Annotated in this window: 14 protein-coding genes and 1 riboswitch; of the genes, 10 read left to right on the top strand and 4 right to left on the bottom strand. The window is 73.7% G+C overall.

Features of this window, described 5'->3' with window-relative positions; translation table 11 throughout:
• Positions 1 to 124: 124 nt before the first annotated feature.
• The 3 genes from ACFC0G_RS28855 to ACFC0G_RS28845 all read left to right on the top strand — a co-directional run bounded on the left by ACFC0G_RS28855 (position 125) and on the right by ACFC0G_RS28845 (position 6,722).
• Positions 125 to 991 (top strand): GNAT family N-acetyltransferase, encoded by an 867-nt coding sequence (locus ACFC0G_RS28855; protein ID WP_376408406.1) that lies wholly within the window; start codon positions 125 to 127, stop codon positions 989 to 991.
• Positions 992 to 1,555: 564 nt separating this feature from the next.
• Positions 1,556 to 3,355 carry a S8 family serine peptidase gene (locus ACFC0G_RS28850; RefSeq protein WP_376408404.1) on the top strand — a complete coding sequence of 600 codons (1,800 nt, stop codon included), beginning with the start codon at positions 1,556 to 1,558 and terminating at the stop codon, positions 3,353 to 3,355.
• A gap of 265 nt (positions 3,356 to 3,620) precedes the next feature.
• Positions 3,621 to 6,722 (top strand): AAA family ATPase, encoded by a 3,102-nt coding sequence (locus ACFC0G_RS28845; protein ID WP_376408559.1) that lies wholly within the window; start codon positions 3,621 to 3,623, stop codon positions 6,720 to 6,722.
• Here the strand turns inward: ACFC0G_RS28845 and ACFC0G_RS28840 are convergent.
• Positions 6,712 to 7,518 carry a caspase domain-containing protein gene (locus ACFC0G_RS28840; RefSeq protein ID WP_376408402.1) on the bottom strand — a complete coding sequence of 269 codons (807 nt, stop codon included), beginning with the start codon at positions 7,516 to 7,518 and terminating at the stop codon, positions 6,712 to 6,714. The genes ACFC0G_RS28845 and ACFC0G_RS28840 overlap by 11 nt on opposite strands.
• A gap of 116 nt (positions 7,519 to 7,634) precedes the next feature.
• Here ACFC0G_RS28840 and ACFC0G_RS28835 point away from each other — a divergent pair, with 116 nt between their 5' ends.
• The 3 genes from ACFC0G_RS28835 (at position 7,635) to ACFC0G_RS28825 (ending at position 15,331) form a co-directional block, all read left to right on the top strand.
• Positions 7,635 to 8,558: a DNA/RNA non-specific endonuclease gene (locus ACFC0G_RS28835; RefSeq protein WP_376408400.1), complete on the top strand. Its 924-nt coding sequence runs from the start codon at positions 7,635 to 7,637 to the stop codon at positions 8,556 to 8,558.
• A gap of 129 nt (positions 8,559 to 8,687) precedes the next feature.
• A complete protein-coding gene (locus ACFC0G_RS28830) occupies positions 8,688 to 14,219 on the top strand; it encodes a trypsin-like peptidase domain-containing protein (protein WP_376408397.1) in 5,532 nt (1,843 codons plus the stop codon).
• 2 nt (positions 14,220 to 14,221) lie between these two features.
• Positions 14,222 to 15,331 (top strand): trypsin-like serine peptidase, encoded by a 1,110-nt coding sequence (locus ACFC0G_RS28825; protein ID WP_376408394.1) that lies wholly within the window; start codon positions 14,222 to 14,224, stop codon positions 15,329 to 15,331.
• Here the strand turns inward: ACFC0G_RS28825 and ACFC0G_RS28820 are convergent.
• The gene (locus ACFC0G_RS28820; RefSeq protein WP_376408392.1) at positions 15,328 to 16,026 is read right to left on the bottom strand and encodes a 1,4-alpha-glucan branching protein; all 699 of its coding nucleotides are present in this window, start codon (positions 16,024 to 16,026) and stop codon (positions 15,328 to 15,330) included. The two genes, ACFC0G_RS28825 and ACFC0G_RS28820, sit on opposite strands and share 4 nt — an antisense overlap.
• Positions 16,027 to 16,166: 140 nt before the next feature.
• Here ACFC0G_RS28820 and ACFC0G_RS28815 point away from each other — a divergent pair, with 140 nt between their 5' ends.
• Complete coding sequence (locus ACFC0G_RS28815; protein WP_376408389.1) at positions 16,167 to 17,420, top strand: serine hydrolase domain-containing protein; 1,254 nt, start codon at positions 16,167 to 16,169, stop codon at positions 17,418 to 17,420.
• Positions 17,421 to 17,538: 118 nt separating this feature from the next.
• Here the strand turns inward: ACFC0G_RS28815 and ACFC0G_RS28810 are convergent, their stop codons facing one another.
• Together ACFC0G_RS28810 and ACFC0G_RS28805 are read right to left on the bottom strand one after the other, a co-directional pair.
• On the bottom strand, positions 17,539 to 17,967 hold the full coding sequence (locus ACFC0G_RS28810; protein ID WP_376408386.1) for a nucleoside deaminase: 429 nt from the start codon (positions 17,965 to 17,967) through the stop codon (positions 17,539 to 17,541).
• Positions 17,964 to 18,818, bottom strand: a complete 855-nt coding sequence (locus ACFC0G_RS28805; protein ID WP_376408383.1) for an LLM class flavin-dependent oxidoreductase — start codon at positions 18,816 to 18,818, stop codon at positions 17,964 to 17,966. The genes ACFC0G_RS28810 and ACFC0G_RS28805 overlap by 4 nt, the downstream gene beginning before the upstream one ends.
• A 94-nt stretch (positions 18,819 to 18,912) precedes the next feature.
• On the opposite strand from ACFC0G_RS28805, the gene ACFC0G_RS28800 reads away from it, so the two are divergent.
• The 3 genes from ACFC0G_RS28800 (at position 18,913) to metE (ending at position 23,294) form a co-directional block, all read left to right on the top strand.
• Complete coding sequence (locus ACFC0G_RS28800) at positions 18,913 to 19,383, top strand: Lrp/AsnC family transcriptional regulator (protein ID WP_376408380.1); 471 nt, start codon at positions 18,913 to 18,915, stop codon at positions 19,381 to 19,383.
• 193 nt (positions 19,384 to 19,576) lie between these two features.
• Positions 19,577 to 20,482, top strand: coding sequence for a hypothetical protein (locus ACFC0G_RS28795; protein WP_376408378.1), 906 nt, complete (start codon positions 19,577 to 19,579; stop codon positions 20,480 to 20,482).
• A 106-nt stretch (positions 20,483 to 20,588) separates the two neighbouring features.
• A riboswitch (cobalamin riboswitch) is annotated at positions 20,589 to 20,809 on the top strand.
• Between the two features lie 166 nt (positions 20,810 to 20,975).
• Positions 20,976 to 23,294 carry a 5-methyltetrahydropteroyltriglutamate--homocysteine S-methyltransferase gene (gene metE, locus ACFC0G_RS28790; RefSeq protein WP_376408375.1) on the top strand — a complete coding sequence of 773 codons (2,319 nt, stop codon included), beginning with the start codon at positions 20,976 to 20,978 and terminating at the stop codon, positions 23,292 to 23,294.
• Positions 23,295 to 23,385: the final 91 nt, after the last annotated feature.

Raw genomic sequence — 23,385 nt, 5'->3', positions numbered from 1 at the left:
CCCAGGGCTCGCGGCCAGAATCGATCGGCGTGGGGTGGGCGAGGTGTTCGGCGGCACTATGCTCGGCGCGCTCCGCCCCGTCCGACGTCCGACCACGCCCGGCTCCGGCTGTTGAAGGAACCCCATGGCCCCCGCCTCCTCCGGTTCTCTGTCCGTCGCCCCCGCCACGCCCGGGGACTGGGCGCTCGTGTGCTCCTGGGCCGCCGAGGAGGGGTGGAATCCGGGCCTGTCCGACGTCCCCGCCTTCTTCGCGCAGGACCCGGGCGGCTTCTTCCTCGGCCGCGTCGACGGGGAGCCGGTCTCCGCCATCTCGGTCGTCAACTACAGCGACACGTACGCCTTCCTCGGCTTCTACCTCGTCCGCCCCGAACTCCGCGGGCTCGGCCACGGCCTGGCCACCTGGCGCGCCGCGCTCGCCCACGCCGGTGACCGGTCCGTCGGGCTCGACGGGGTGCCGGCGCAGCAGGACAACTACCGGCGCTCCGGCTTCAGCACGGCGTACCGCACGGCGCGCTTCGTGGGCGAGGTCCCGGCGCCCGACCGTCCGGTGGCCGGAGTGCTGCCCGGCGGGCTGCTCGACCCGGCGGCCGTCGTCGCGTACGACAGCACCTGCCACCACGCCGACCGGCCGCGTTTCCTCGCCAGGTGGCTCACCACGCCCGGCCACCGCGCGCTGGTCCGGGTCGTCGACGGCCGAACCGCCGGGTACGGGGTCGTCCGCCCCGCGCGGGACGAGGCGCGTATCGGACCGCTGTTCGCCGACACCCCGGCGGACGCGGCGGTCCTGCTCGACGCACTCGCCGCCGAGGCACGGGGCTTCGGCGCGACGCGGATCGCCGTCGACATGCCGGAGGCGAATCCGGCGGCGGCCCGCCTGGCGCTGGAGCGGGGTCTTGAGCCGACGTTCGAGACGGCCCGGATGTACACGGGGCCGGTCCGGCCGGTGGCGCGGGAGCGGGTCTTCGGCGTCACGACGCTCGAACTCGGCTGACCGCTGCCGGAGTCCGGCCGCGCGCCACCGGAGACCTGACCCCTCGGACTTCGGCCCGCCGCAGCGCACGGCCTCCCCGGCGGCTCCGCACCCTCTCCACCCCGCCTCCACATCCACTCCAGAGACGGACGCCCTACCTCCGCTGTCACCGCAACACCCCCGCGCCGTCCCCGCACCGCCCCCACCAGCCGAAACGTCGCCCCGTCGCGCGTCTTCCCCGGCCGGCCCCCGGCACACCTCCCCCGGACCCCCGCCGCCCTATGAGGGGTGACAAGGGTTTTCCCCGTATCGGGTTCACTCCCCCGTTCCCTACTGTCCTCCGCACCGGCAGATAACATGCCCCGAGCTGCACCTGACAGGTGCATGCGGAGGGTGGTGCCTGCCGGGGACGGCCTTGACCCGGGCCGTCGCGCCGGTGGCGGCGCACGGGCTCCCCAAGCCCAGGGACCGGCGGACAGCGACCCCACTTCGCCCCGTGTGTCCCGCGCCGCCGCCACTGCTCCGCAGTTACGTCGTACTCGAAAGGGCCACACCTTGAACGGTTCCAGGCGGAGAGTCATATCCGTGGTCGCGAGCGCCGCGATCCTCGGCGCCGCTGCCACCACCGGGGCGTTCGCCGCCGCCCCGGGCGCTGCCACCCCGAAGCCGGCTCCGGCTTCGCAGACGATGCGGGCGCTGCCGAGCGCCCCGATCGAGAAGGTCATCGTCACCTACAAGAGCCAGGCCGCCGAGGCCGGTTCCAACACCGCCGCGAAGAGCGACACGGCCGAGAAGGCCGCGAAGACGGGCGAGAAGCTCTCCTTCGAGCGCCGCCTCGCCGGCGGTGGCGCCCTGGTCGACCTGGGCGACAGCGCCAGCAAGCAGGACCTGACGGAGGTCATGGACGCGTTCCGCGCCGACCCGTCCGTCGCCTCGGTCGAGCCCGACATCCGCGCCTACGCGATGGCGGCCGCGCCGAACGACACCGACTACGCCAAGCAGTGGGACCTCTTCGAGCCCACCGGCGGCATGAACGTTCCTGCGGCCTGGGACAAGACGACGGGCTCCGGCGTCACCGTCGCCGTCATCGACACCGGCTACGCCGCCCACTCGGACCTGGCGACCAACATCGTCTCGGGTTACGACTTCATCTCCACGTCCGCCGACGCCCGCGACGGCAACGGCCGTGACGCGGACCCGAAGGACGAGGGCGACTGGAACGCCACCGCCGGCGAGTGCGGCACCGGCTCCACGGCGTCCAACTCCTCCTGGCACGGCACCCACGTGGCCGGCACCATCGGCGCCGTCACGAACAACACCAAGGGCATCGCGGGCATCGCGTACAACGCGAAGATCCAGCCCGTGCGGGTGCTCGGCAAGTGCGGCGGCTCGTCCTCCGACATCGCCGACGCCATCACCTGGGCGTCCGGCGGCACCGTGCCGGGCATCCCGGTCAACGCCAACCCGGCCAAGGTCATCAACATGAGCCTGGGCGGCGCCAGCGCCACCTGCCCGAGCGTCTACCAGACCGCCATCAACGGCGCCGTCTCGCGCGGCACCACCGTCGTCGTCGCCGCGGGCAACAGCAACGCCAACGCCTCCGGCTTCACTCCCGCGAACTGCTCGAACGTCATCACCGTGGCGTCGACCAACCGCGCGGCCAACCGGTCGTACTACTCCAACTACGGCGCCATCGTGGACGTGGCCGCGCCCGGCGGCGAGACCCGCAACGCCACCGACACGCCCGGCACCGTCACCACCCCCGAGAACGCGATCTACTCCACGCTGAACTCGGGCGCGACGACCCAGTCGGCCGAGACGTACAAGCCCTACCAGGGCACGTCGATGGCCGCGCCGCACATCGCCGGCCTCGCCGCGCTGCTCAAGTCGGCCAAGAGCACCCTCACCCCGGCCGAGATCGAGACCGCGATCAAGGCCAACGCCCGTCCGCTCGCGGCCGGCGCCTGCACCGGCGGCTGCGGAACCGGCATCGCCGACTCCGCGAAGACGGTCGACGCCGTCACCACCACCCCGCCGGTCGGCACCGTCTTCACGAACGCGACGGACGTCACGATCGCCGACAACGCCACCGTGTCGTCCTCGATCGCCGTCACCGGCCGCACCGGCAACGCCCCCGCCGCCCTCAAGGTCGGCGTGGACATCAAGCACACCTGGCGCGGGGACCTGGTCGTCGACCTGGTCGCCCCCGACGGCACCGTGCGCAACCTGAAGGCGTCCTCCTCCTCGGACAGCGCCGACAACGTCGTGGCGACCTACACGGTCGACGCGTCGAGCGAGGTCGCGAACGGCACCTGGAAGCTTCAGGTCCGCGATGTGGCCACGGGTGACACCGGCTACATCGACTCGTGGAACCTCACCTTCTGATAGACCGCTGAATCCCTTCTGAACCACCCCCCACATCAGCATCATTGCTGGTCAGCGACGCGCTCGTGGTCTACACCACGGGCGCGTTCTGGCGTGTTCGGCCGGAACCCGCGGGGGCGGTCCCGTCCGTATGCCGGACACGGGGCCTGGACTCCACGTGTGGGCTCCGTATTCTCTGCCCACGGGGCTCATGGGCCGGGGGCCCGAGCGCCGGAGGTGGTGGACAGTGACGACAGCACCGCACCGCCCCCTGCGCCCCGCCGGCGTGGGGGGACCACCGGCGCCGGTCGGCCGGGAGGAACTCCTCGCCCGCCTCGAACGCGTCCTGCACGCACGGGGCCGCGCCCTGCTCACCGGACCCGCAGGCGTCGGCAAGACCGAGCTCGCGCTCGCCGAGGCCGCCCGTGCGGAGGCGCGCGGCGAGACCGTCCTGTGGCTCGCGACCCTGCCGTCCGACCGGGAGATACCCGGGGCCGCGGCCGCCGCGCTCGTCGCCTCCGTGGCGGCGACGGTGACCTGGCCGGGGCTCGGCACACCCGTACCCGATCCGTCCGCCGCCGACCCGCACCCCGGCGCGCCGCCGTACGCCGCCGGGCCGGCGTCGTCTCCCGCCGGGGCATCGCCCGTCGGTCCTTCGCCGTCCGCCACCAGGACCGCGGCCGCGACCGGACCCTCGTCCGCCGCTCGGCCTTCGTCCGGCACCAGACCCTCGTCCGGCACCAGACCTTCGTCCGCCGCCGGGCCGTCGTCCGCCGGACAGTTCGCGCCCGGTGTGCTCGCCTCCGGGGTCTTCGACGAACTGCCCGGCCCCCAGCGCACCGCCGTCGCCATGCTCTGCCGCGAGGCACCGATCGACGCGGGCGGCTGGGACCCGATCGCCCTGCGCCTCGGCATCGCCCGGATCCTGCGCGCCCTCGCCTGCCGCGGCCCCGTCCTGCTCGTCGTCGACGGGGTGCAGCACGTCGACGCGGACAGCGCGGACCTGCTGCGCTTCGCGCTCCATCTGGCGCCCCCCGCGCTGCGGGTGGTGGCCGTCGAGACGCCGGAACCGTACGCCGAGGCCAAGGAGCCGTACGGCGAGAGCCACCGGGCGGCCTTCCGCCCCGAGGACCCGCACGCCACCCACCTCTGGGTGCCGTCGGAGGCGGACGTCCTGCTCGTCCCCCCGCTGCACGCCGACGAGATCGCCGAACTCCTCATCCACCACCGGCTGCCCTCCCGGATGGCCGGCCGCATCCACCGGGCCAGCGGCGGCAATCCGCGGCTCGCGCTCGCCGTGGGCCGTTCGCTCGCCGACGCCCGCACCCCGGTGCACCACGCGGAGGCGCTCACGCTCTCCGGGCGCGCCCGCGACCTGGCCCGCCAGCTCCTGGGCGCCGCGCCCCTTCCCGTACGCGAGACGCTGCTGCTCGCCGCGCTGGCGCTGCGCCCCTCGGCGACCCTGGTGCGCCGGGCCGGCCGACCCACCGCGGAGGCGGACCTGGCGGCGGCGGAGCGGGCCGATCTGGTGTCGCTCGCGGAGGACGGCTCGGTGACGTTCACCGCCGGACTGCTGCCCTCGACCCTGGTGCACGACGCCTGCTGGGCGGAGCGGAGCGCCGGGCACGCGGCGCTCGCCGAGGTCGTCGACGACCCGGTGGAGGCCGTACGCCACCGGGCGCTCGCGACCGACAGCCCCGACGAGGAGCTCGCCGCCGAGGTCGCGGCAGCCGCCGATCTGGCCCGGGGGCGCGGGAACAGTGCGCTCGCCGCCGAACTGGCCCTGCTCGCCGCCGAGTCGACGCCCGGCCGGCACGGGAAGCGGCGGATCGCCCGGCTCGTCGACGCAGCCGAGGAGGCCGCCCGCGCGGCCCGCGCCGACCTCGCGATCCGGGCCGCCACCGACCTCCTCGCCCGGGACGCGGCGCCGGCCGACCGGGTCAGGGCGCGCCTCGCCGTCCTCGACACGGCGGGCCAGGGTCTGACGGGGCTCGACGAGATGTACGTACACGCCATGGAGGACTCGGAGGGGGACACCGCCCTGCGGGCCGCCGTGCAGCTCCGCCTGGCCGTCAAGTACGTGCTCGCCGACGGCGATCCGGAGCGCTCACGGAAGGCCGCCGCAGAATCCGCCGCACTGGCCGCCTCGACGGGTGATCCGCGCACGGCGGCGCAGGCGCTGACCGTGCAGGCGCGGATGGAGCGGGCTCTCGGTTCACCGGACGCGGAGACGGTCCTCGCCCAGGCCCGTGCCCTGGAGCTGGCCGAGCGCCCGCTCGGCATCCGCAACGCCGCACAGATCCTGACGATCCGACACGCACTCTTCGACGGCCGGCTGACGGATGCCCGTGACGAACTGGGCGCCCTTCTCCCGCTGGTGCAGCGGCGCGGCTCGGTGGAGGACGCCATCGAACTCCTCAGCACCCTCGCCGAGATCGCGTCCCGGATCGGTCCGTGCCAGGCGGCCCTCGCACACGCCGGGCAGTCGCTCGCGCTCACCCTGGAGGCGGGCCTCTCCCCCGGTCCCGCCTGGTACGCGCTGGCGCTCGCGGAGACCGCGGGCGGCAGCTTCGCGCGGGCCGCGAGCTACGCCCGCCGCAGCGTCCAGGCCTCGGAGGAGGAGGGTGACCGGGTCTTCCTCTCCCGCAGCCGGTACGCGCTCGGCCGGGTCCAGCTCGTCAACGGGGACGTGGCCGCCGCCCTGGAGACGCTGCGGCGCGTCCAGGCCGACGAGCGGGCCCAGTCGACCGTGGATCCGTCGATGCTGCGCTGGCACGAGGAACTGGCCGAGGCGCTGCTCGCCAACGACGCCGGCGACGAGGCCCTCGCGCTCCTCGCCGAGGTACGGCCGGTGGCGGAGCGGTTGGGACGCGGCACCGTGCTGCTCGGCTGCGACCGGGTGCACGCCCTCTGCCTGGCGGCGGAGGGGCGTACGGACGCGGCGGCCGAGCTCCTCACGGGGACGGCCGAGCGCTTCGGTCGCGCCGGGCTGCCGCTGGAGCGGGGCCGGGCGCTGATCGCGCTGGCCCGGGTGGAGCGCCGCAGGCGGCGCAGGTCGGCGGCGCAGAGCGCCCTGCACGAGGCCGCCTCGGTGTTCGAGCGGGCCGGAGCGGCGCCGTGGCTGGCCCTGGCGGGCGAGCCCCCGGCGGGCGCGGTGGGCGAGAGCACCGGCGGCGGCTCGGGCGGGGAGGAGGCGTCGCCCGCGCTCTCCGTGCTCACGGAGGCGGAGCTGCGGCTCGCCCGGCTGGTGGGCCAGGGGGCCAGCAACCAGGAGGCGGCGGCCAAGCTGTATCTGAGCGTGAAGACCGTCGAGGCCCGGCTGACCCGGATCTACCAGAAGCTCGACGTCCGCTCGCGCGCCCAGCTGGCGACGGCGCTCAGACCGTGAACGGCCGCTGGTTCAGGAAGTCCGGGCCCGGCGAGCCGGTCAGGTAGAGGTTCGGGCTCTGGCTCGGGGGCAGTCTGCGCTGGATCGCCCGGTGGAACTCCCGGTAGCCGCCCTGGAAGGCACCCCCGTCCCACACCTGGAGCAGCGCCTCGGTGAAGGCTCCGTTGACGTCGCCGTCGGCTGCGGTCTGGTTGTCCTGGCAGGCCGAGACGAGCAGGGCGTCGGGGGCCGTCCCGTCGGCGGCCGCGTCCCCGGCGAGCGAGCGGCGCAGCTCGTCCAGGAAGACCCGGTCGCGTTCGTACAGCTGCCGCTGCCGCGGTTCGGGCAGGTAGCGGCCCCGGTCGTCGTCCGCGCCGCCGGGGATCTCGATGCTGCTGCCGCTGTGGCAGCAGTCGAGGAGGGCGACGATCCGTACGTCGTCGGCGAAGGCGCGGAAAGCCCGCTGCACCTCGTCGTCGAGGAACTGGCGGTCGTAGAGGACCAGGGTCTCGTCGAGGGCGTCCGGCTCGGCGTCCGTCCCCGTCTCGTCGGGGACCTGTCCGCCGTGGCCCGAGTAGGTGAAGAGCAGGATGTCGCCGGCGCCGAGCCGGCCGGCGGCCTCGCCGAGGACGGAGGTGACGTTGGCGACGGTGCCGTCCGGGGTGAGCAGGACGGTGGACTCGAAGCCCGCGGTGCGGGCGATCCGTGCCATGTCGTGGGCGTCGTTCTCGCAGGCGTTCAGGGTGCCCGACCAGCCCTCGTAGCGGCCTGGGTCGACCTCGTTGAGTCCGACGTGCAGGGAGAGTCCGGTGGCCATGGGGTGCCTCCTCGTACGGAGGGGAGGGGATGCCGGGGCGGCTTCCGGGGGCGGCTGATCGAGTGGCCTGCGGTCCGGCGCCGAGCGCGACCCTCTCCACGCGGTACTTACATCGTATGAACCCTTCCGATCCCCCGCCCGCCTCGGCGGCCCCCGCCCCCGGTCCCGCGCCCGGTCCCGGTCCCGCCCCCGGCGCCCGTCGCGAGGCGCTCGCCGACCGTACGGGCTACGACGAGGCCTTCCTCGGTCCCGTCGTCCCGCTGCCGTTCCCGGTCCGGGCCGCGGTCGCGACGGTGGTCCTGCCGTACACGCACTTCACGGTCGTCTTCCGGCCGGACCGGCGGCTCGCCGCCTCGACCGCCGTGTGCATCGACGGGCGCGAGCTCCAGGAGGACGTACCCAGGGACGACGTCTGGGAGTTCGACCCGCGGCTGCCCAGGGAGCAGCAGGCCGGCGACGAGGTCTACCGGAACAACAGTCTCGACCGCGGCCATCTCGTCCGCCGCCTCGACCCGGTCTGGGGCACGGCGGCCGTGGCGGCCCGGGCCAATACCGACACCTTCCACTTCACCAACGCCGCGCCGCAGGCCGACGTCTTCAACCAGGGCAAACAGCTCTGGCAGGGCCTGGAGAACTACCTCCTCGACCATGCCGCCGAGTTCGACCGGAAGCTGACCGTCCTCACGGGGCCCGTGCTCCAGGACTCCGATCCGCCGTACCGGGGGATCCAGGTGCCGCTGCGCTTCTGGAAGGTGGCCGCGTTCGTGCAGGACGGGGCGCTCGCCGCCGCCGCGTACGTCCTCGACCAGAGCCCCGACCTGAGCCGGGACGCCGAGCGGGCGCTCGCGGGGGCGACGGCGGGCGCGCCGCCGCCGCTGGGCCCCTTCCGTACGTACCAGGTGCCCGTCTCGGACGTCGCGGAGATCACCGAGCTGGAGTTCGGGCCGCTGCCGGACGTGGACGTGCTGCCGCCGGCGCGCGGGCCCGAGGAGCGCTGGCGGCGCCTTGAGTCGTACGGGGACATCGTGCTGCACCCCTGAGCCGTGCCGCCGCCCCGCCGGCCCGCCGCGCAGTCGGCCCGTCGGCCCGCCGCCCCGACCAGCGATTGCGACGGGTACGGCCCGGTGAAACGATGAGGAGGACCAGCCAGTTCGCCGGACAGGTGTCGCATGCCGCTCACCGAGACGGAGTGGGGGCTCGTCGCCAGTTGGGTACGGGCCCATCTCCTGGACACACCCGAACCGCGGGAGAACCTCCTTCGCGCGGGACTGCCCGCCGATCTCGTCCAGGACCTGCCGCTCACCCCGGATCCCGACCGAAACGCCCTGCTGGTGGTCGGGGCGGCCCGCCGGGACATCGCCCACCAGCGCCGGCTGCTCACGGTCCTCGCCGGGCTCGACGCCCTGGCGTCCATCGACGATCCGCACTCCTTCGAGCAGGGCGCGGAGGCCCGGAACCTCCTCACCCGGCTCCGGGACGACGAGCGGCTCGACCGCTCCCCGCAGGACCCCTTCGACAGCCTGCTCCTGAAGCACGGTACGGAGGCGTTCCTCGGCCGGTCCGAGCTGCGGGAGAAGCTCCGGGGCTTCCTCGCCGACCCGGAGCAGACGGTCCTGGTCGTCGACGGCCCGCCGGACAGCGGCCGCTCCTACACGTACGAGCTCATCCGCCATCTCGGCCAGCACTGCGGCTTCCGGCCGGTACGGGTCACCCTGTCCCGCACCTCGACGGCGGCGCGGCTCATGCAGCGTCTCGCCGCCTTCGTCGCGGGTCCCGGAGCCGACACCGACGACCTGGTCGTGGACCCGACACGGTTGAACGATCCACTGCCGGCCTTCGAGGACGCCGCGCACCGGATCGTGGGTCGGGCGACCGCCGCCTCGGACAGCTTCTGGATCGTCCTCGACGACTGCGACCGGCTCGACCCGAACTCCGACGTGTGGGACTGCATCGGCGTCCTCGCCCGGGCGGTCTACGAACACACCCCGGTACGGAAGGAGACCGCGCCCCGCCTCGTCCTCCTCGGCTACTCGACGACGATGCGCCAACTCCCGTACGAAATCCGCAAGAACGAGTGCCGCGACACCACACGGCTGCTCGACGAGGACGATCTCCGGGCCTTCTTCCGGGAGTTCTACGCCGATGAGGACGGAGAGGGCGAGGGCGGAACGGCGAAGGAGGGAGCCGTGCGCGACCTCGTCGAGACGTCCGTCGCCGAGGTCCTGCGCGCCGCCGACCGGCCCGGGACCGAGGACAGTTACATGCGCCGGGTGTGCACGGCGGTGGAGGACGTCGTACGGCTCCACCGGGCGTTCCCTCCGCAGCCTCCCCCGCCCGGGGACGCCGGCCATCTGCTGCGCGACGCCCTGCGCACGAGCCTGGATGCCCCCACGCCGGCCTTGCCCGACCTGCGCACGTCCTACCGCGAAGCGGCCTGCCTCCTCCAGGAGTTCGACCCCGCGCTGCTGCGCCTCCCCGACGAGGAGTTCCCCACCGGGCGGGCGGTCCTGGAGCTCGTCGACGACTGCGCGGCCCTGCCCTCCCCCGAGTCCACGGTCTGGTCGTTGAAGCCCGAGATCCGCGAGACGGCCCTGGCGGGCCTCGCGGGACCCGCCGCCGCCCTGCGGGCCCTGCGCACCAACATCGGCCAGCGCCCCGACGGCCCCGGCCCGGAACGCACCGCCCTCGCCCTGCTCCTGGGCGCGGGCCCCCTCGACGGCGTCGACGCCCTCCCCGGCGGGGCGGACGCCGACGCGCTCTGCGACACCCTCCAGGCCGTGCTCTGGCTCCGCCGGGTCCCCGGCGTCACCGGACTGCCCGCCGTCGACGACGTCCAGCAGCGCCTGGAGGAGGCCCGGCTGCTCCAGCCCATGCACCGCCTCCTCCAGGGGACCTTCCACGGCCGCACCGCCGAACTCGACTCCCTGCACACCTATCTCGCACTCCCCGAGGAGCCGGCCGAGCCCCCCGTCCTCATCCACGGCGTGGGCGGCATCGGCAAGAGCATGCTGCTCGCCCGGTTCCTCGTCGACGCGCTGAAGGCCGCCCCCACCCGCTTCCCCTTCGCCTACCTCGACTTCGAGCGGCCGACGCTCTCCATCCACGAACCCGCCACCGTGATCGCGGAGATGGCACGCCAGCTCGGCATCCAGCACCCCGGACACCGCACCGCCTTCGACGCCCTCGCGGACGAGTGCGAGCAGACGGCGGCGGTCCAGCGCGGCGAACGCAACGAACTCGAAGAGCTCCACCAGCTCTCCACGACACGGGCGACGATCGGCCGCGACTACTCGGCGGACTTCCACGCCCGGGCCAGCGCCCACGAGCAGGAGCTCGCCCGCCGGATCGCGGCCCTCGTCGCCGAGGCCGTCCGGCCCCCGCCGGGCGGGACCGCCCCGCCGCTCCTCATCGTCGTGGACTCCTTCGAGGAGGCCCAGTACCGGGGTTCGCCGGTGATCGCCCGCATGTGGGCGATCTGGACGGCGCTGCGCGCCGCGTACTCGCGCCTGCGCTTCGTCGTCGCCGGGCGCGCGCCCGTCGACCATCCGGCGCGCGTCCTCACCCCCCGGACGATGGAGCTCACCGAGCTGGACCAGCAGGCCTCCGTCGAGCTGCTGATGTCGTCAGGAGTGGACGACGAGACGGTCGCCGACAGCCTCGTCGACCGGATCGGCGGCCACCCGCTGAGCCTCAAGCTGGCCGCGCGTACGGCGGTCGCCCTGGGCGGCGACTCCGCGTCCCTCGGCGAGCTGCTGCGCGGACTCCCGCACCGGCGGCGCTACTTCGACCGCCAGGTCGACCAGATGCTCATCCAGGGCACGCTGTACGACCGCATCCTCAAGCACATCGCGGAGGACGACGTCCGGGCCCTGGTCCAGGCGGGCCTCGCGCTCCGCCTCATCACCCCCGACCTCGTGCGGCACGTCCTGGCCGGACCGGCGGGGCTGCGGGTCGACACCCCGGCGGAGGCCCGCCGCCTCTACGGGCTGCTCACGTCCCGGGTCGACCTGATGGAGTCGGCCGGCCCGGAGGCCATCCGGCACCGGACCGACCTGCGGGCCATCATGCTGCGCCTGTCGGACCGCGCGCGCACCGACCTGATGCGGGCCGTCGACCAGAGCGCCGTCGCGTACTACTCGGCCCGCGAAGGGCCGAGGAACCGCGCCGAGGAGATCTACCACCTGCTCCGGCTCGGCGATAACCCCCGCACGGTGGAAGGGCGTTGGGAGCGAGGCGTCTCCGCCTTCCTGGGCGGGACGACCCACCGCGAGATGCCGGACCGGTCGGCGGCCTTCCTCCTCGGCCTCATCGGCGGGCACGTCCCCGACCAGGTCATGACCGGGGCCGATCAGGAGGACTGGGAGCGGATCGCCGCGCGCGAGGTCGAGGACCTGCTCACCCAGGGATACGTGGAGGCCGCGGCGCAGCGGCTGTCCGAGCGGCGGCCGTGGACGCCGTGCAGCAGGCTCCACGCGCTGCTCGCGGAGACCCTCGCCCGCTCGGGGCGGAGCGAGGAGGCCCGCGACGGCGCCGAGCGGGCCGTCGACCGGGCGGCGGAGGCGGGCTGCGCGGAGACCCAGCTCGAACTGCTCCAGCTGTCGGCCCGGCTCGCGCAGGACGCGGGCGACTTCGCCGACGCGGACCGCGACCTCCAGGAGGCCGAGGAGATCGCCGCCGGGCTCGGTCTGCGGTACGAGTCCCTGGGCGTCCTGGTCGCGCGGTCCCGGCTCGCGGCCCTGGCGGACGGCGACGCCGCCCCGGCGGAGGCGCGGCTCGCCCGGACGCTGCGGGGGATGCCCGACGCGGAGCTGGCCCGGCAGCCGTCCCTCGCCCGTACGGCGGCCGCGACGGCCTGCCGGGCGGATCCCCAGCTCCTGGAGCACACGCTGCGGCTCGTGGGGCTCCCGGCGGACGAGGACGCGGTCGTGGGCGAGCTCGCCCACTGGATCGACACGACGATGACCGACGAGCCCCGGCTGCGCGAGCCGCTGGCCCGCATCCTGGACACGGCGTCGGGCGAGCCCCCGCGCGCGGGGCCGGGGACGGGGACGGAGACGGGGCCGGGGACGGGCCGCCTCCGGATGGGCCGCGAACGGATCGAGCTGGCCTTGCGGGAGGCCCGGCGGCGCGGCACGCTGGACAGCGTGGCCCGGCAGGCGCTCACGCTCCGCGACGACAGCGGGGACCTGCTCCACGGCGTCGCCTCCGCCATGGACGCGGGCCCGGCCCCGGCCCCGTACGGCCAGGTCCCCCGCGACCCGGGCGGCTACGAGCCCCTCCCACACGAGCCGACCCCGTACGACCCGACGCCGAACGACCCGAGTCCAACCGGCCCCGCGGCTCGCGTCCCGCCCTCACCCGACAGCGCCTCCTCCCTCGACCCGCCCCCCGGCCCGCTTCCTCCCGGCCGCTCCCTCCCCGACTCCGCGACGGGCTCCTGGGCGACTCCCCTCATGGCCGCGCGCCCCCGTCGCGGCAGCGTCGGCCTGTGGACGCAGCCGCCTCCCGACGCCGCGGGGGCCGCGCTCCGCAAGGAGCCGTTCCTGGCCCAGGAGGAGCTCGTCCGGGTCCGCAACGCCGCGATGGAGGCCGGACTCGCCGACCGCGCGCTGCGCCCCACCCTGCTCAAGGGCATCCCGGCACACTTCACCGCCACGCTCCAGCCGCTGAGCGACCCCCTGCACCAGGCCCACGCCGACCTGAACGCGATGAACCAGGTCGAGCGCCTCATCGACGGCCTGGTCCCGCTGGAGATCTGGCTGCACAACGCGATCGAGCAGACCCACGAGCAGGGCCCGCGTGCCGTCCTCCAGGGCGCGCTCGACACCGTGGCCCGGGAGATCACCGGCGAGGCCGCCCTGCCGGCGGACATGATGCCCGGGGAGTTCAAGGAGGAGATCGTCCTCCAGGACGACACCGTGCCGTACGAGTTCCTCCACGGCGGCATCCGGGCCGGCGCCTCCGTCGCCCTGCTGAGGATCCCGCCGTACGAGTCGGGGACCCCGCTCCTCCCGTCGTACCCGCACGGCGGCACGGGCTGGATGGTGGCACCCGGACTGCTGATCACCAACCACCATGTGGTGATGGCCCGTTCGTGGGAGTCGGGCGTCCGGCCGTTCGTGAGCGACGAGGACCTGCGGCTCCAGGCGCTGATGTCCCGCTCCCGCTTCGACTTCGTCGAGGACGCGACGGCCTCGCCCGAGGTGACCGCCGGTGAACTCGCCGCCTGGGACGAGGCGCTCGACTACGCCATCGTGCGGCTCGCCGCCGACCAGGCCCCGCGGCCGACGCTCAAGGTCGCCACCCGCCCGCTGCTGGTCCGGGAGCGCCAGCGCGTACCGGTCAACATCATCCAGCACCCGGGCGGCCTGCCGAAGCGGATCGCCCTGCGCAACAACCTGGTCTACCGAGCGGACGAGCGGGACATCCTGTACTTCACCGACACGCGCGGCGGCTCCTCCGGCTCCCCCGTCTGCCTCGACGACTGGACGGTGGTGGGACTGCACCGCGGCACGCAGAAGGTGGACGAGGTCGAGTTCCAGGGCGGAAAGACGAAGTTCGTGAACGTCGGCACCCAGATGAGCAGCATCATGGCCCATCTGCGGGAGTCCCGACCGGAGTTGTACGACGAGATCGTGGCCGGTCAGTCGGGGCGGCCCGCCGCCCCGGTGGCCGGACGCACGGGCAGCCGAGGTGAGTGACCATGCCGAACGGAGCACGCGGCGGGGCGCGGGGCGGGTCGCCGGTCGCGACCGGCGCCGAGCAGATCTTCGGGGACCTGAAGGAGGTCGCCGCCCGCGTCCGGGCGGATCTGGAGGCGGAGATCGCCGAGTCGTCGCTCGAACTGCCCGCCGATGTGGCGCCGGCGGTCGAGATCTCCCGCTTCGCCCGTGAGGAACGGGCGCGCGTCCTGGAGGCCGGGGTCAGCGGCCTGGAGAAGCTGGCGGCCCACCGCGAGGACGAGATCGACGATGACGAGTCCTTCGGTGTGGAGGCGATCGTCCTCCTCCAGGGCCGTCCGGCGATCCTGGTCCAGCGCCAGGACTTCGCACCGCAGCGGGACGAGTGGGCGGTGCTCGACGGTCAACGGGCCGCCATCCAGGAGTCCCTGGCCCGGGTCGGACGGGTCGAGGTCACCGGCCACCCCAGCCTGGACTGGATCGGCACGGCCTTCCTCGTCGGCCCGCACGCGGTCATGACGAACCGTCATGTGGCGGCGGAGTTCAGCAGTTTCGAAGCGGACCGCGACCGCTGGACGCTCACCTTCGGGATGTCGGCACGGGTGGACCCGGCGGAGGAACTCCCCGTGGACGGCGACCCGGTCGCGGCGCCCCCCTCCGCGCCGTACTCGGCCCCGTACGAGATCACGGAGATCATCGGCATCCACCCGGACGTCGACATGGCCCTGCTGCGGATCGAACCCTCGTCGCCCGACGGGCTGCCCACCCCGCTCGCGGTCGCCGCGGACGCGCCCGCGAGCGTGCCCGGCCGCCCGGTGTACGTGGTCGGCTACCCGGCCTGGGACGGCCGGCGCAACGAACCCGAGTCGATGCGCCGGATCTTCATGGACGTGTACAACGTGAAGCGTCTCCAGCCGGGCGCGGCCACCGAGTTCACCCCAGGCAGCCTGGTGATGAAGCACGACTGCTCGACGCTGGGCGGCAACAGCGGCTCCCCCGTGTTCGACCTCGACGACCATCGCGTCCTCGGCCTGCACTTCGGCGGCCGCTACCGCAGCGGGAACCTCGCGGTCCCGCTGTGGGAGCTGATCGACGACCCCCTGCTCGCCCGGGCGGAGGTCAACTGGGTCTAGAGGGAGCCCTCCGCCTCGATGAACGCACCACGAGCGGTGCTCCCGTCCGGCAGCGACCACTGGGCCGTGACCTGACCCGGCTCCGGGAGGGTGCCCTCTCCCGCGGCCCGCAGCACCCGCCGTACACGCAGCGTCAGTTCCCCGGCCGCACCGGCCGTCCGCAGCACCGCGGCGGTGTGGTCGGACCGGTCCGCGACCCGTACGAGTTCCACGTCGGACGCGTCGGCCGCGTCGGCCGTACCGGACGCGTCGGCGGCACCGGCGTGCTCGGCCGGGGAGACGGAGACCGTCGGATCCGGCGTGTCGTTCACGGACTGGGCCTGCGCCACCGCCTGCCCGCGCAGCAGGGCGTGCAACTGCCCGACGAGAACGGGGTCGTGGGTGCCGTCGTAGATCCAGCGCGTGCCGAGGACGCCGTGCTCGGAGGTGCCGACGAGGGCGTGCTCGGCGCCTTCCAGCGGAGCCCCGCGGTAGGTGAGGGGCACCAGATAGGCCGTCGCCCCGTCCTCCGGCCCGTCGGTCACCACCATGAACTCGATGCCCACCTCGCCGGCCGGGTCGTCGAGCCGGAACCCACCGGCCTTGGCCGGGCTCGGCCCCTCCGCCCGGCCGGCGTACCAGGCACGGGTGGGCAGCCACGCGGCGAGGAGCTCCAGTTTGGTGGGCTGCATCGTGGTGCGGTGGATGACGGCCATCGTGCGTCTCTTCCTCTCGACAAGCGGAACTCACAGGCCAACGGAACCTAACAGACGGCTCCCGGGTCGCCGTGCGAGCCCGGCCCGCCGGACCTAGCCTGAGAGGTGGAGTGTTGTCCCCGGCCGGCAGGAGGCCCGCCGTGAGGTACTCATTCAGCCGTCGGCGGCGCGTCTGTGCCGGTGTCGCGGCGCTCGGGATCTTCGCGGCCCCGCTGGGTGCGGGCACCGCCGTCGCCACCGAGCCTCCGGGCCCCGCCGCGTTCGTGACGTCCTCCGCCGCCGCGCCATCGGCGGATGCGGAGACCGACTTCCCCGAGCTGACCCCGGCGGTCGCCGCCGAGCTGGACAAGGCCATCCAGGACGTCATGCGGGAGGCGGACGTGCCGGGCGTCTCGGTCGCCCTGTCGGCACCGGGCAAGGGCACGTACCTCCGCTCCTTCGGGGAGGCGGACACCGAGACCGGCGCGGCCATGAGCCCCGGTCTCTTCATGCGCATCGGCAGCGAGACCAAGACGTTCACGGTGACGGCCGTGCTCGAACTGGTCGACGAGGGCAAGATCGGCCTCGACGACCCCATCTCCGACTACGTCGACGGCGTGCCGAACGGCGACAAGATCACCCTTCGCAATCTCGCGGCCATGCGCAGCGGGCTGTTCAACTACACGGGGGACGAGGACTTCTACAAGGCTCTGACCTCGAACCCCGACCGCCCCTTCACCCCGCAGCAGCTGCTGGACTACTCGTTCAAACACCCGGTGGAGTTCCAGCCGGACGCGGAGTTCCAGTACTCCAACACGAACACGATCCTGCTCGGTCTGGTCGTGGAGAAGGCCGGGGGCATGCCCCTGCACGAGTACATCCAGAAGAACGTCGTGGAGCCCGCGGGCCTGCGGCACACCTCCTTCCCCACGGACGCCGCCTTCCCCAAGCCGCACGCCCAGGGCTACACCGAGCAGACCGCGTCGGGCGAGATCGAGAACGCCGCCGACTGGAACCCCTCCTGGGGCTGGGCGGCAGGCGCGATGATCTCGAACCTCCAGGACATGCGCTCCTGGGCCAAGACCGTCGCCACGGGCACACTGCTCACCGCCAAGACCCAGGCCGAACGCCTCAAGGTCTACCCGTCGTCCACCAGCGGCGACGGATACGGTCTGGGCATCTTCAACATCCAGGGCTGGATCGGCCACAACGGCTCCCTGCCGGGGTACCAGTCGCTGACGATCTACCTGCCCGAGGCGCAGGCGACCCTCGTCGTCCTCCTCAACACCGACGTCACGAAAGGCGGAATCGCGCCCAGCACCCGCCTCGGGAAGGCCATCACCGGCATCGTGACCCCGGACCACGTCTACGACATCCCGCTCCCGGCGTCTCCGCCGAGCCCGGACACCGGCTGACGGCCGGGGCGGTCAACGACCGACGGCCCGGGCGGTCAACGACCGACGGCCCGGGCGGTCAACGACCGACGGCCCGGGCGGTCAACGACTGACGGCCCGGGCGTCAACGCCCCGCCGGTCAGCGGTAGTAGCCCTCGACTACGGCCCGCACCTCGTCGAGGAGCGCGGGGCCGTCCTGGGGTACGGGCGGCTTCGAGCTCGCCGGCCTGATGTCCAGGAGCTGCTCGCCGGACAGGGCGAAGACGACCCGGCGCAGCCCCGCGAGCCGGATGACGGGCTCGCACATCCCGCACGGTTCGCAGCTGGTGTACATCGTGGTCTCGGCCGCCGTCGCCGCGTCCAGTTCCTTCGCGGCCCACCGTGCCAGCTTCAGCTCCGGGTGGGCGGTGATGTCCCGGTCCGTGAGGGTGGTGTTGTGGTCCTCCGCGAGGACCGTCCCGTCCGGTGCCGCGAGCAGCGAACCGTAGGGCGGGTCGCCGCCCTCCTTCGCCTTGGCGGCGAGCGCGATGGCGCGGCGGAGGAGGGTGTGGTCGTCGGGCGTGATCATGCGGGAGCTCCGTTCAGGTCGAGGTGCGCGGCCACGGCGGCGAGTGCCTCCCAGGCCTTCTCCGGATGGAGCGTCTCGCTCGGATCCCCGGCGTACGGGTCGAGGACGACGGACTCGGCGCCGAGCAGCCGCAGTTGGTCGAGGTCGTCCAGGATCTGGTCGAGCGTGCCGTGCCCCGCGAGCCGGTCCGCCGCGGTGACCGGTGCCGCCGTGATCCCGAGCGCGATCCGGGGGGCGAATGCGGGCACGGGGAGCCGCTGCTCGTCGGCGGCGGCCTTCAGCCGGTCGACGCCCTCGCGCAGCCACGGCATGGTGCAGCGCAGCGGATGCCACGCGTCGCCGAGGCGTACGGCACGGCGTACCCCCGCATCGCTGTTGCCGCCGACCCACACCGGGATCCGCCGGTCCCCGTAGTCCGCGGTGTTCTCCCAGGCCTCGCGGACGCCGCGCACGTGCTCGTCGGTGAGCCGGCCGCGGCGCTCGAAGGGGATCCCGAGGGCGGCGAACTCCTGGCGCGCCCACCCCACCCCCACCCCGAGGACGAGCCGGCCCCCGCTGAGCCGGTCGAGGTTGGCCGCCATGCGGGCGGTGAGCAGCGGGTGCCGGTAGGGCGCGATGAGCACCGTCGTACCGAGCCGGACCCGGGTCGTGAGGCCCGCGAGCCAGGAGAGGGTGGTGAACGGTTCGTAGAAGGGTGCCGGATAGCGCTCGGCGACGTCGGGGGTGATGGCGATGTGGTCCGAGACCATGAGGAGGTCGTACCCCAGGCCTTCCACGGTCCGGGCCCATTCCCGCAGGACTCCGGGGTCGGTCCCGGGCCCGAAATTGAGGATGTTGACTCCGATCTTCACGAGGACGAGGCTAGTCCGGCGCCCGGGGGCCGCTGAAGGGATTCCCGCCTGTTCCGGGGCCCTTCGGCCGTGGATCCGCCGGTAATCTGGCCGGATGACCGAGACTCTCGACGCGACGGACTGGGCGATCCTGACGGAGGTCCAGAAGGACGGCCGGATCGCGTACACGGAGTTGGCGCGGCGGGTGAATCTGAGCGCGTCGGCGACCAAGGAGCGGGTGCGGCGCCTGGAGGCCGCCGAGGTGATCACGGGGTTCCGGGCGGAGGTCGACCTGGAGCGGACCGGCTATCCGGTGCTCGCGGTGGTGCGGCTGAAGTACCCGGGGACCCGGCACGAGCCGCTGCGCCGGCTGCTCGGTGAGCGCCCGGAGTACCTGGAGTGCCTGCGGACCACGGGTGACGACTGCTACGTCCTGAAGGTGGCGGCCACGTCGATGTCCCATCTGGAGGAGCTCGTCGACGCGCTGGCGCAGTTCGGGAGCACGACCACGAACCTGGTCCTCAGCCGGACGCTGCCGTTCCGCGGGCCGGGCGAACCTCGTACGGACGCCCGTCCGGCCCGGTGAGAGGTCTCGGGGACTGAGGGGGCGCGCACCTACCGCCCACGCGCCCCTTGTCCGACCGCGCGCTCCGGCGAACGGAGCAACGGGCGCTGGGGCCGCCCGTACCAAGATCCATAGCCTGACGTCCGGCGCGTGATCTCGCGTCTGTCGGACAGAGAAGGCAAGCGACTCCGTGAAACTTTCGATGTTGCAGCGCATGGCCTGGCTCACCGCGGCGACCGCGCTGCTGACGACGCTGGGCTCCGCCCCCGCCGGGGCCGCCGGAGAGTGGCAGAAGGTCGGTGGCGACGTCCTCAGCGGTGTCAGCGGTCTCGCGTACGAGGGCCGTACCGACGACGGCACCGGCGTGCAGGTCCTGGTCGTCCATGACAACAAGCGGTCCGGGCAACAGCGGCTGTCCCGGATCACCCATCGGGAGGGTTCCGACACCGTCGCGCCGCTCACCTGGGACGGGCCGGAGCCGGTCGACCTGGAGGCCATCGAGGCCGTCCCGGGGATGCCGGGCGAGTACCTGGCACTCACCAGCCGCGGAGTCCTGTTCCGCCTGAAGGTCGCCGGCTCGACGGCGACGGTCGTCGACTACACGCCGCTGCCGGCGATCGGCGAGGGCGACGACTTCGAGAGCTTCGCGCTCGTCGCCCAGAACGGAAAGCTCGCCGCCCTGTGGGCGGACCGGGGCGCCGGCCCCGGCCGTCCCGCCACCCTGTACGCGGCGCCGCTGACGTTCGCCGCGTGGGGGCAGCCGCTGTTCGGGGCGGTGACGAGCCGGACCTACCGGGCCGCACACCCCGCCGACGACGGTGCACGGCACATCTCCGACATCGCGGTGACCGCCGCCGGCAGGCTCGTCGTGGGGTCGGCGGCGGACGCCGGCGACGACGGCCCGTTCGACTCGGCGGTGAGCGACGCCGGCCGGGTGACGATCTCGGCGACGGGCCGGGTACGGGTCGCGCTCGCGGCCTCCCCGACCGTGCTCGGGACGTACCCCCAGTACAAGGTCGAGGCGGTGGAGTGCCTGCCCGAGTCCGCGGACACGCTGCTCGGCACCGACGACGAGAACCTCGGCGGCTTCGTCCGGACCGAGTCCTTCTGCGGCGCCTGACCCCGACACGCACGCACGCACACGCACGTACGACCCGACATGACGGACTCCGGGGCCCGGTGGCGCTCCGGAGTCCCGTCGCGTGCGAACAACCGGACGACCAGGCTAGGCTGCGGGTGCAGCTGGTTCGCCCCGTCAGCCGGACGGGATGCGTCGTAAGAGGGAACCCGGTGGGAATCCGGGACTGCCCCGCAGCGGTGAGCGGGAACGACCGCCGTCATCAGCACTGGACCCGGGACGGGTCTGGGAAGCGACGGCCACTAGGAGTCCTCCCCCGTGAGGACGTGCCCGCGAGTCCGAAGACCTGCCCGTTGCCCGCACGCGGACGATTCCGCGCGCGGACATTCCGGTGACCTCGTGGGCGGGTCGGCGTACAGAGCGAGAAGGACGACCGCGTCGCACCGCGCCGGGTCGCGCCGTCCGTTCCGTCACCCCTTCGCGTCCGCGTCCCGTCTCCGGGATCTCAGGGATTCATCTCGCGAAGGAGATCTCCGTGACCACCAAGTCCGCAGCCGCGGCAGCGCAGTCCACCCTGTACGGCTACCCCCGCCAAGGGCCCGACCGGGAACTGAAGAAGGCCGTCGAGGGGTACTGGAAGGGCCGCGTCACCGCCGACGCCCTCCGGAGCACCGCCGCCGACCTGCGCGCCACCACCTGGCGGCAGCTGGCCGCCGCCGGCATCACCGAGGTCCCCACCGGCGACTTCTCGTACTACGACCACGTCCTCGACACCACCGTCATGGTGGGCGCGATCCCCGAGCGCCACCGGGCGGCCGTCGCCGCGGATCCGCTCGACGGGTACTTCGCCATGGCGCGCGGCACCCAGGACGTCGCACCGCTGGAGATGACCAAGTGGTTCGACACCAACTACCACTATCTCGTCCCGGAGTTGGGGCCCGGCACGGTCTTCTCCACCGACTCCTCCCAGCAGGTCACCGCGCTCCGCGAGGCCCTCGCCCTGGGCCTCGCCGCCCGGCCCGTCCTGATCGGCCCCGTCACCTACCTGCTGCTCGCCAAGCCGGCGCCCGGCGTGGCCGCCGACTTCGATCCGCTCACCCTCCTCGACCGGCTGCTCCCGGTGTACGCCGAGGTCCTCGCCGACCTGCGGGCGGCGGGCGCGGACTGGATCCAGCTCGACGAGCCCGCGCTCGTCCAGGACCGCACCCCGGCGGAACTGAACGCCGCCACCCGCGCCTACCGCGACCTCGGCGGGCTCACGGACCGGCCCAAGCTCCTGGTCGCCTCCTACTTCGACCGACTCGGCGACGCCCTCCCGGTGTTGGCCAAGGCGCCGGTCGAGGGGCTCGCGCTCGACTTCACGGAGCGGGCGGCCGCCAACCTCGACGCGCTCGCCGCCGCCGGCGGCCTGCCGGGCAAGCGGCTCGTCGCCGGTGTGGTCAACGGCCGCAACATCTGGGTCAACGACCTCGCGGCGTCGCTCACCACCCTCGGCACCCTCCTCGGCCTCGCCGACCGCGTCGACGTGGCGGGCTCCTGCTCCCTGCTGCACGTCCCGCTCGACGCGGCGGCCGAACGCGAGATCGATCCGCAGATCCTGCGCTGGCTCGCCTTCGCCCGCCAGAAGACCGCCGAGGTCGTGACCCTGACGAAGGGCCTGTCACAGGGCACCGGGGCCATCACCGCCGAGCTCGCCGCCAACCGCGCCGACCTCGCCTCGCGGGCCGGCTCCCCCATCACCCGCGACCCGGCCGTCCGTTCCCGCGCCGCCGCCGTCACCGCCTCCGACACCCGGCGCCCCCAGCCGTACGCCGAACGGGCCGCCGCCCAACACGCCACCCTCCGGCTTCCGTTGCTCCCCAGTACGACCATCGGCTCGTTCCCGCAGACCGCGGAGCTGCGGACCGCCCGGGCCGACCTGCGGGCCGGCCGGATCGACACCGCCGGGTACGAGGAGCGCATCAGGTCCGAGATCCAGGAAGTGATCTCCTTCCAGGAGAAGACCGGCCTCGACGTCCTGGTCCACGGCGAGCCCGAACGCAACGACATGGTCCAGTACTTCGCCGAACAGCTCACGGGCTACCTCGCCACGCGGCACGGCTGGGTCCAGTCCTACGGCACCCGCTACGTCCGGCCGCCGGTCCTCGCCGGCGACATCTCCCGGCCGGCGCCGATGACGGTCCGCTGGACGGCGTACGCCCGGTCCCTCACCGCCAAGCCCGTCAAGGGCATGCTCACCGGACCCGTCACCATGCTCGCCTGGTCCTTCGTCCGTGACGACCAGCCGCTCGCCGACACCGCCCGCCAGGTCGCTCTCGCCCTGCGGGACGAGGTGAACGACCTGGAGGCGGCGGGCACTTCGGTCATCCAGGTGGACGAGCCGGCCCTCCGCGAGACCCTGCCGCTCCGCGCGGCCGACCACGACGCCTACCTGGACTGGGCGACGGAGGCGTTCCGCCTCACGACCGCCGGGGTGCGCGCGGAGACCCAGATCCACACCCACATGTGCTACGCCGAGTTCGGCGACGTCGTCCAGGCCATCGACGACCTCGACGCCGACGTCATCAGCCTGGAGGCCGCCCGCTCGCACATGCAGGTCGCCCGGGAACTCGCCGCCCACGGCTACCCGCGCGAGGCGGGACCCGGTGTCTACGACATCCACTCCCCGCGCGTCCCGAGTGCCCACGAGGCCGCCGAGCTGCTCCGTACCGGCCTCAGGGCCATCCCCGCCGAGCGGCTGTGGGTCAATCCCGACTGCGGCCTGAAGACCCGCGGCTGGCCCGAGACCCGGGCCGCACTGGAGAACCTGGTCGAGGCGGCCCGCACCGTCCGGTCCGAGCTCACCACCCCCTGACCGCGCCGCGACGAGGAGGGTCCCCGTGCTCCCGCCGGCCCGGCGGGAGCACGTGGGCCCCGCGTCGGCGGCACCGAGCGGCGAGCGGTCC

The organism is Streptomyces sp. NPDC056169 (assembly GCF_042268445.1).
GTDB lineage: Bacteria > Actinomycetota > Actinomycetes > Streptomycetales > Streptomycetaceae > Streptomyces.
The sequence above is the reverse complement of the archived record's forward strand: the minus strand, read 5'-3'. Positions and strand labels throughout refer to the sequence as shown.

What these genes read in the sequence shown, in the direction of transcription:
- ACFC0G_RS28855 (WP_376408406.1), top strand. Translation starts at nt 125, where the DNA reads ATGGCCCCCGCCTCCTCCGGTTCTCTGTCCGTCGCCCCCGCCACGCCC.
- ACFC0G_RS28840 (WP_376408402.1), bottom strand. Translation starts at nt 7,518, where the DNA reads ATGGCCACCGGACTCTCCCTGCACGTCGGACTCAACGAGGTCGACCCA.
- ACFC0G_RS28835 (WP_376408400.1), top strand. Translation starts at nt 7,635, where the DNA reads ATGAACCCTTCCGATCCCCCGCCCGCCTCGGCGGCCCCCGCCCCCGGT.
- ACFC0G_RS28830 (WP_376408397.1), top strand. Translation starts at nt 8,688, where the DNA reads ATGCCGCTCACCGAGACGGAGTGGGGGCTCGTCGCCAGTTGGGTACGG.
- ACFC0G_RS28825 (WP_376408394.1), top strand. Translation starts at nt 14,222, where the DNA reads ATGCCGAACGGAGCACGCGGCGGGGCGCGGGGCGGGTCGCCGGTCGCG.
- ACFC0G_RS28820 (WP_376408392.1), bottom strand. Translation starts at nt 16,026, where the DNA reads ATGGCCGTCATCCACCGCACCACGATGCAGCCCACCAAACTGGAGCTC.
- ACFC0G_RS28810 (WP_376408386.1), bottom strand. Translation starts at nt 17,967, where the DNA reads ATGATCACGCCCGACGACCACACCCTCCTCCGCCGCGCCATCGCGCTC.
- ACFC0G_RS28800 (WP_376408380.1), top strand. Translation starts at nt 18,913, where the DNA reads ATGACCGAGACTCTCGACGCGACGGACTGGGCGATCCTGACGGAGGTC.
- ACFC0G_RS28795 (WP_376408378.1), top strand. Translation starts at nt 19,577, where the DNA reads ATGGCCTGGCTCACCGCGGCGACCGCGCTGCTGACGACGCTGGGCTCC.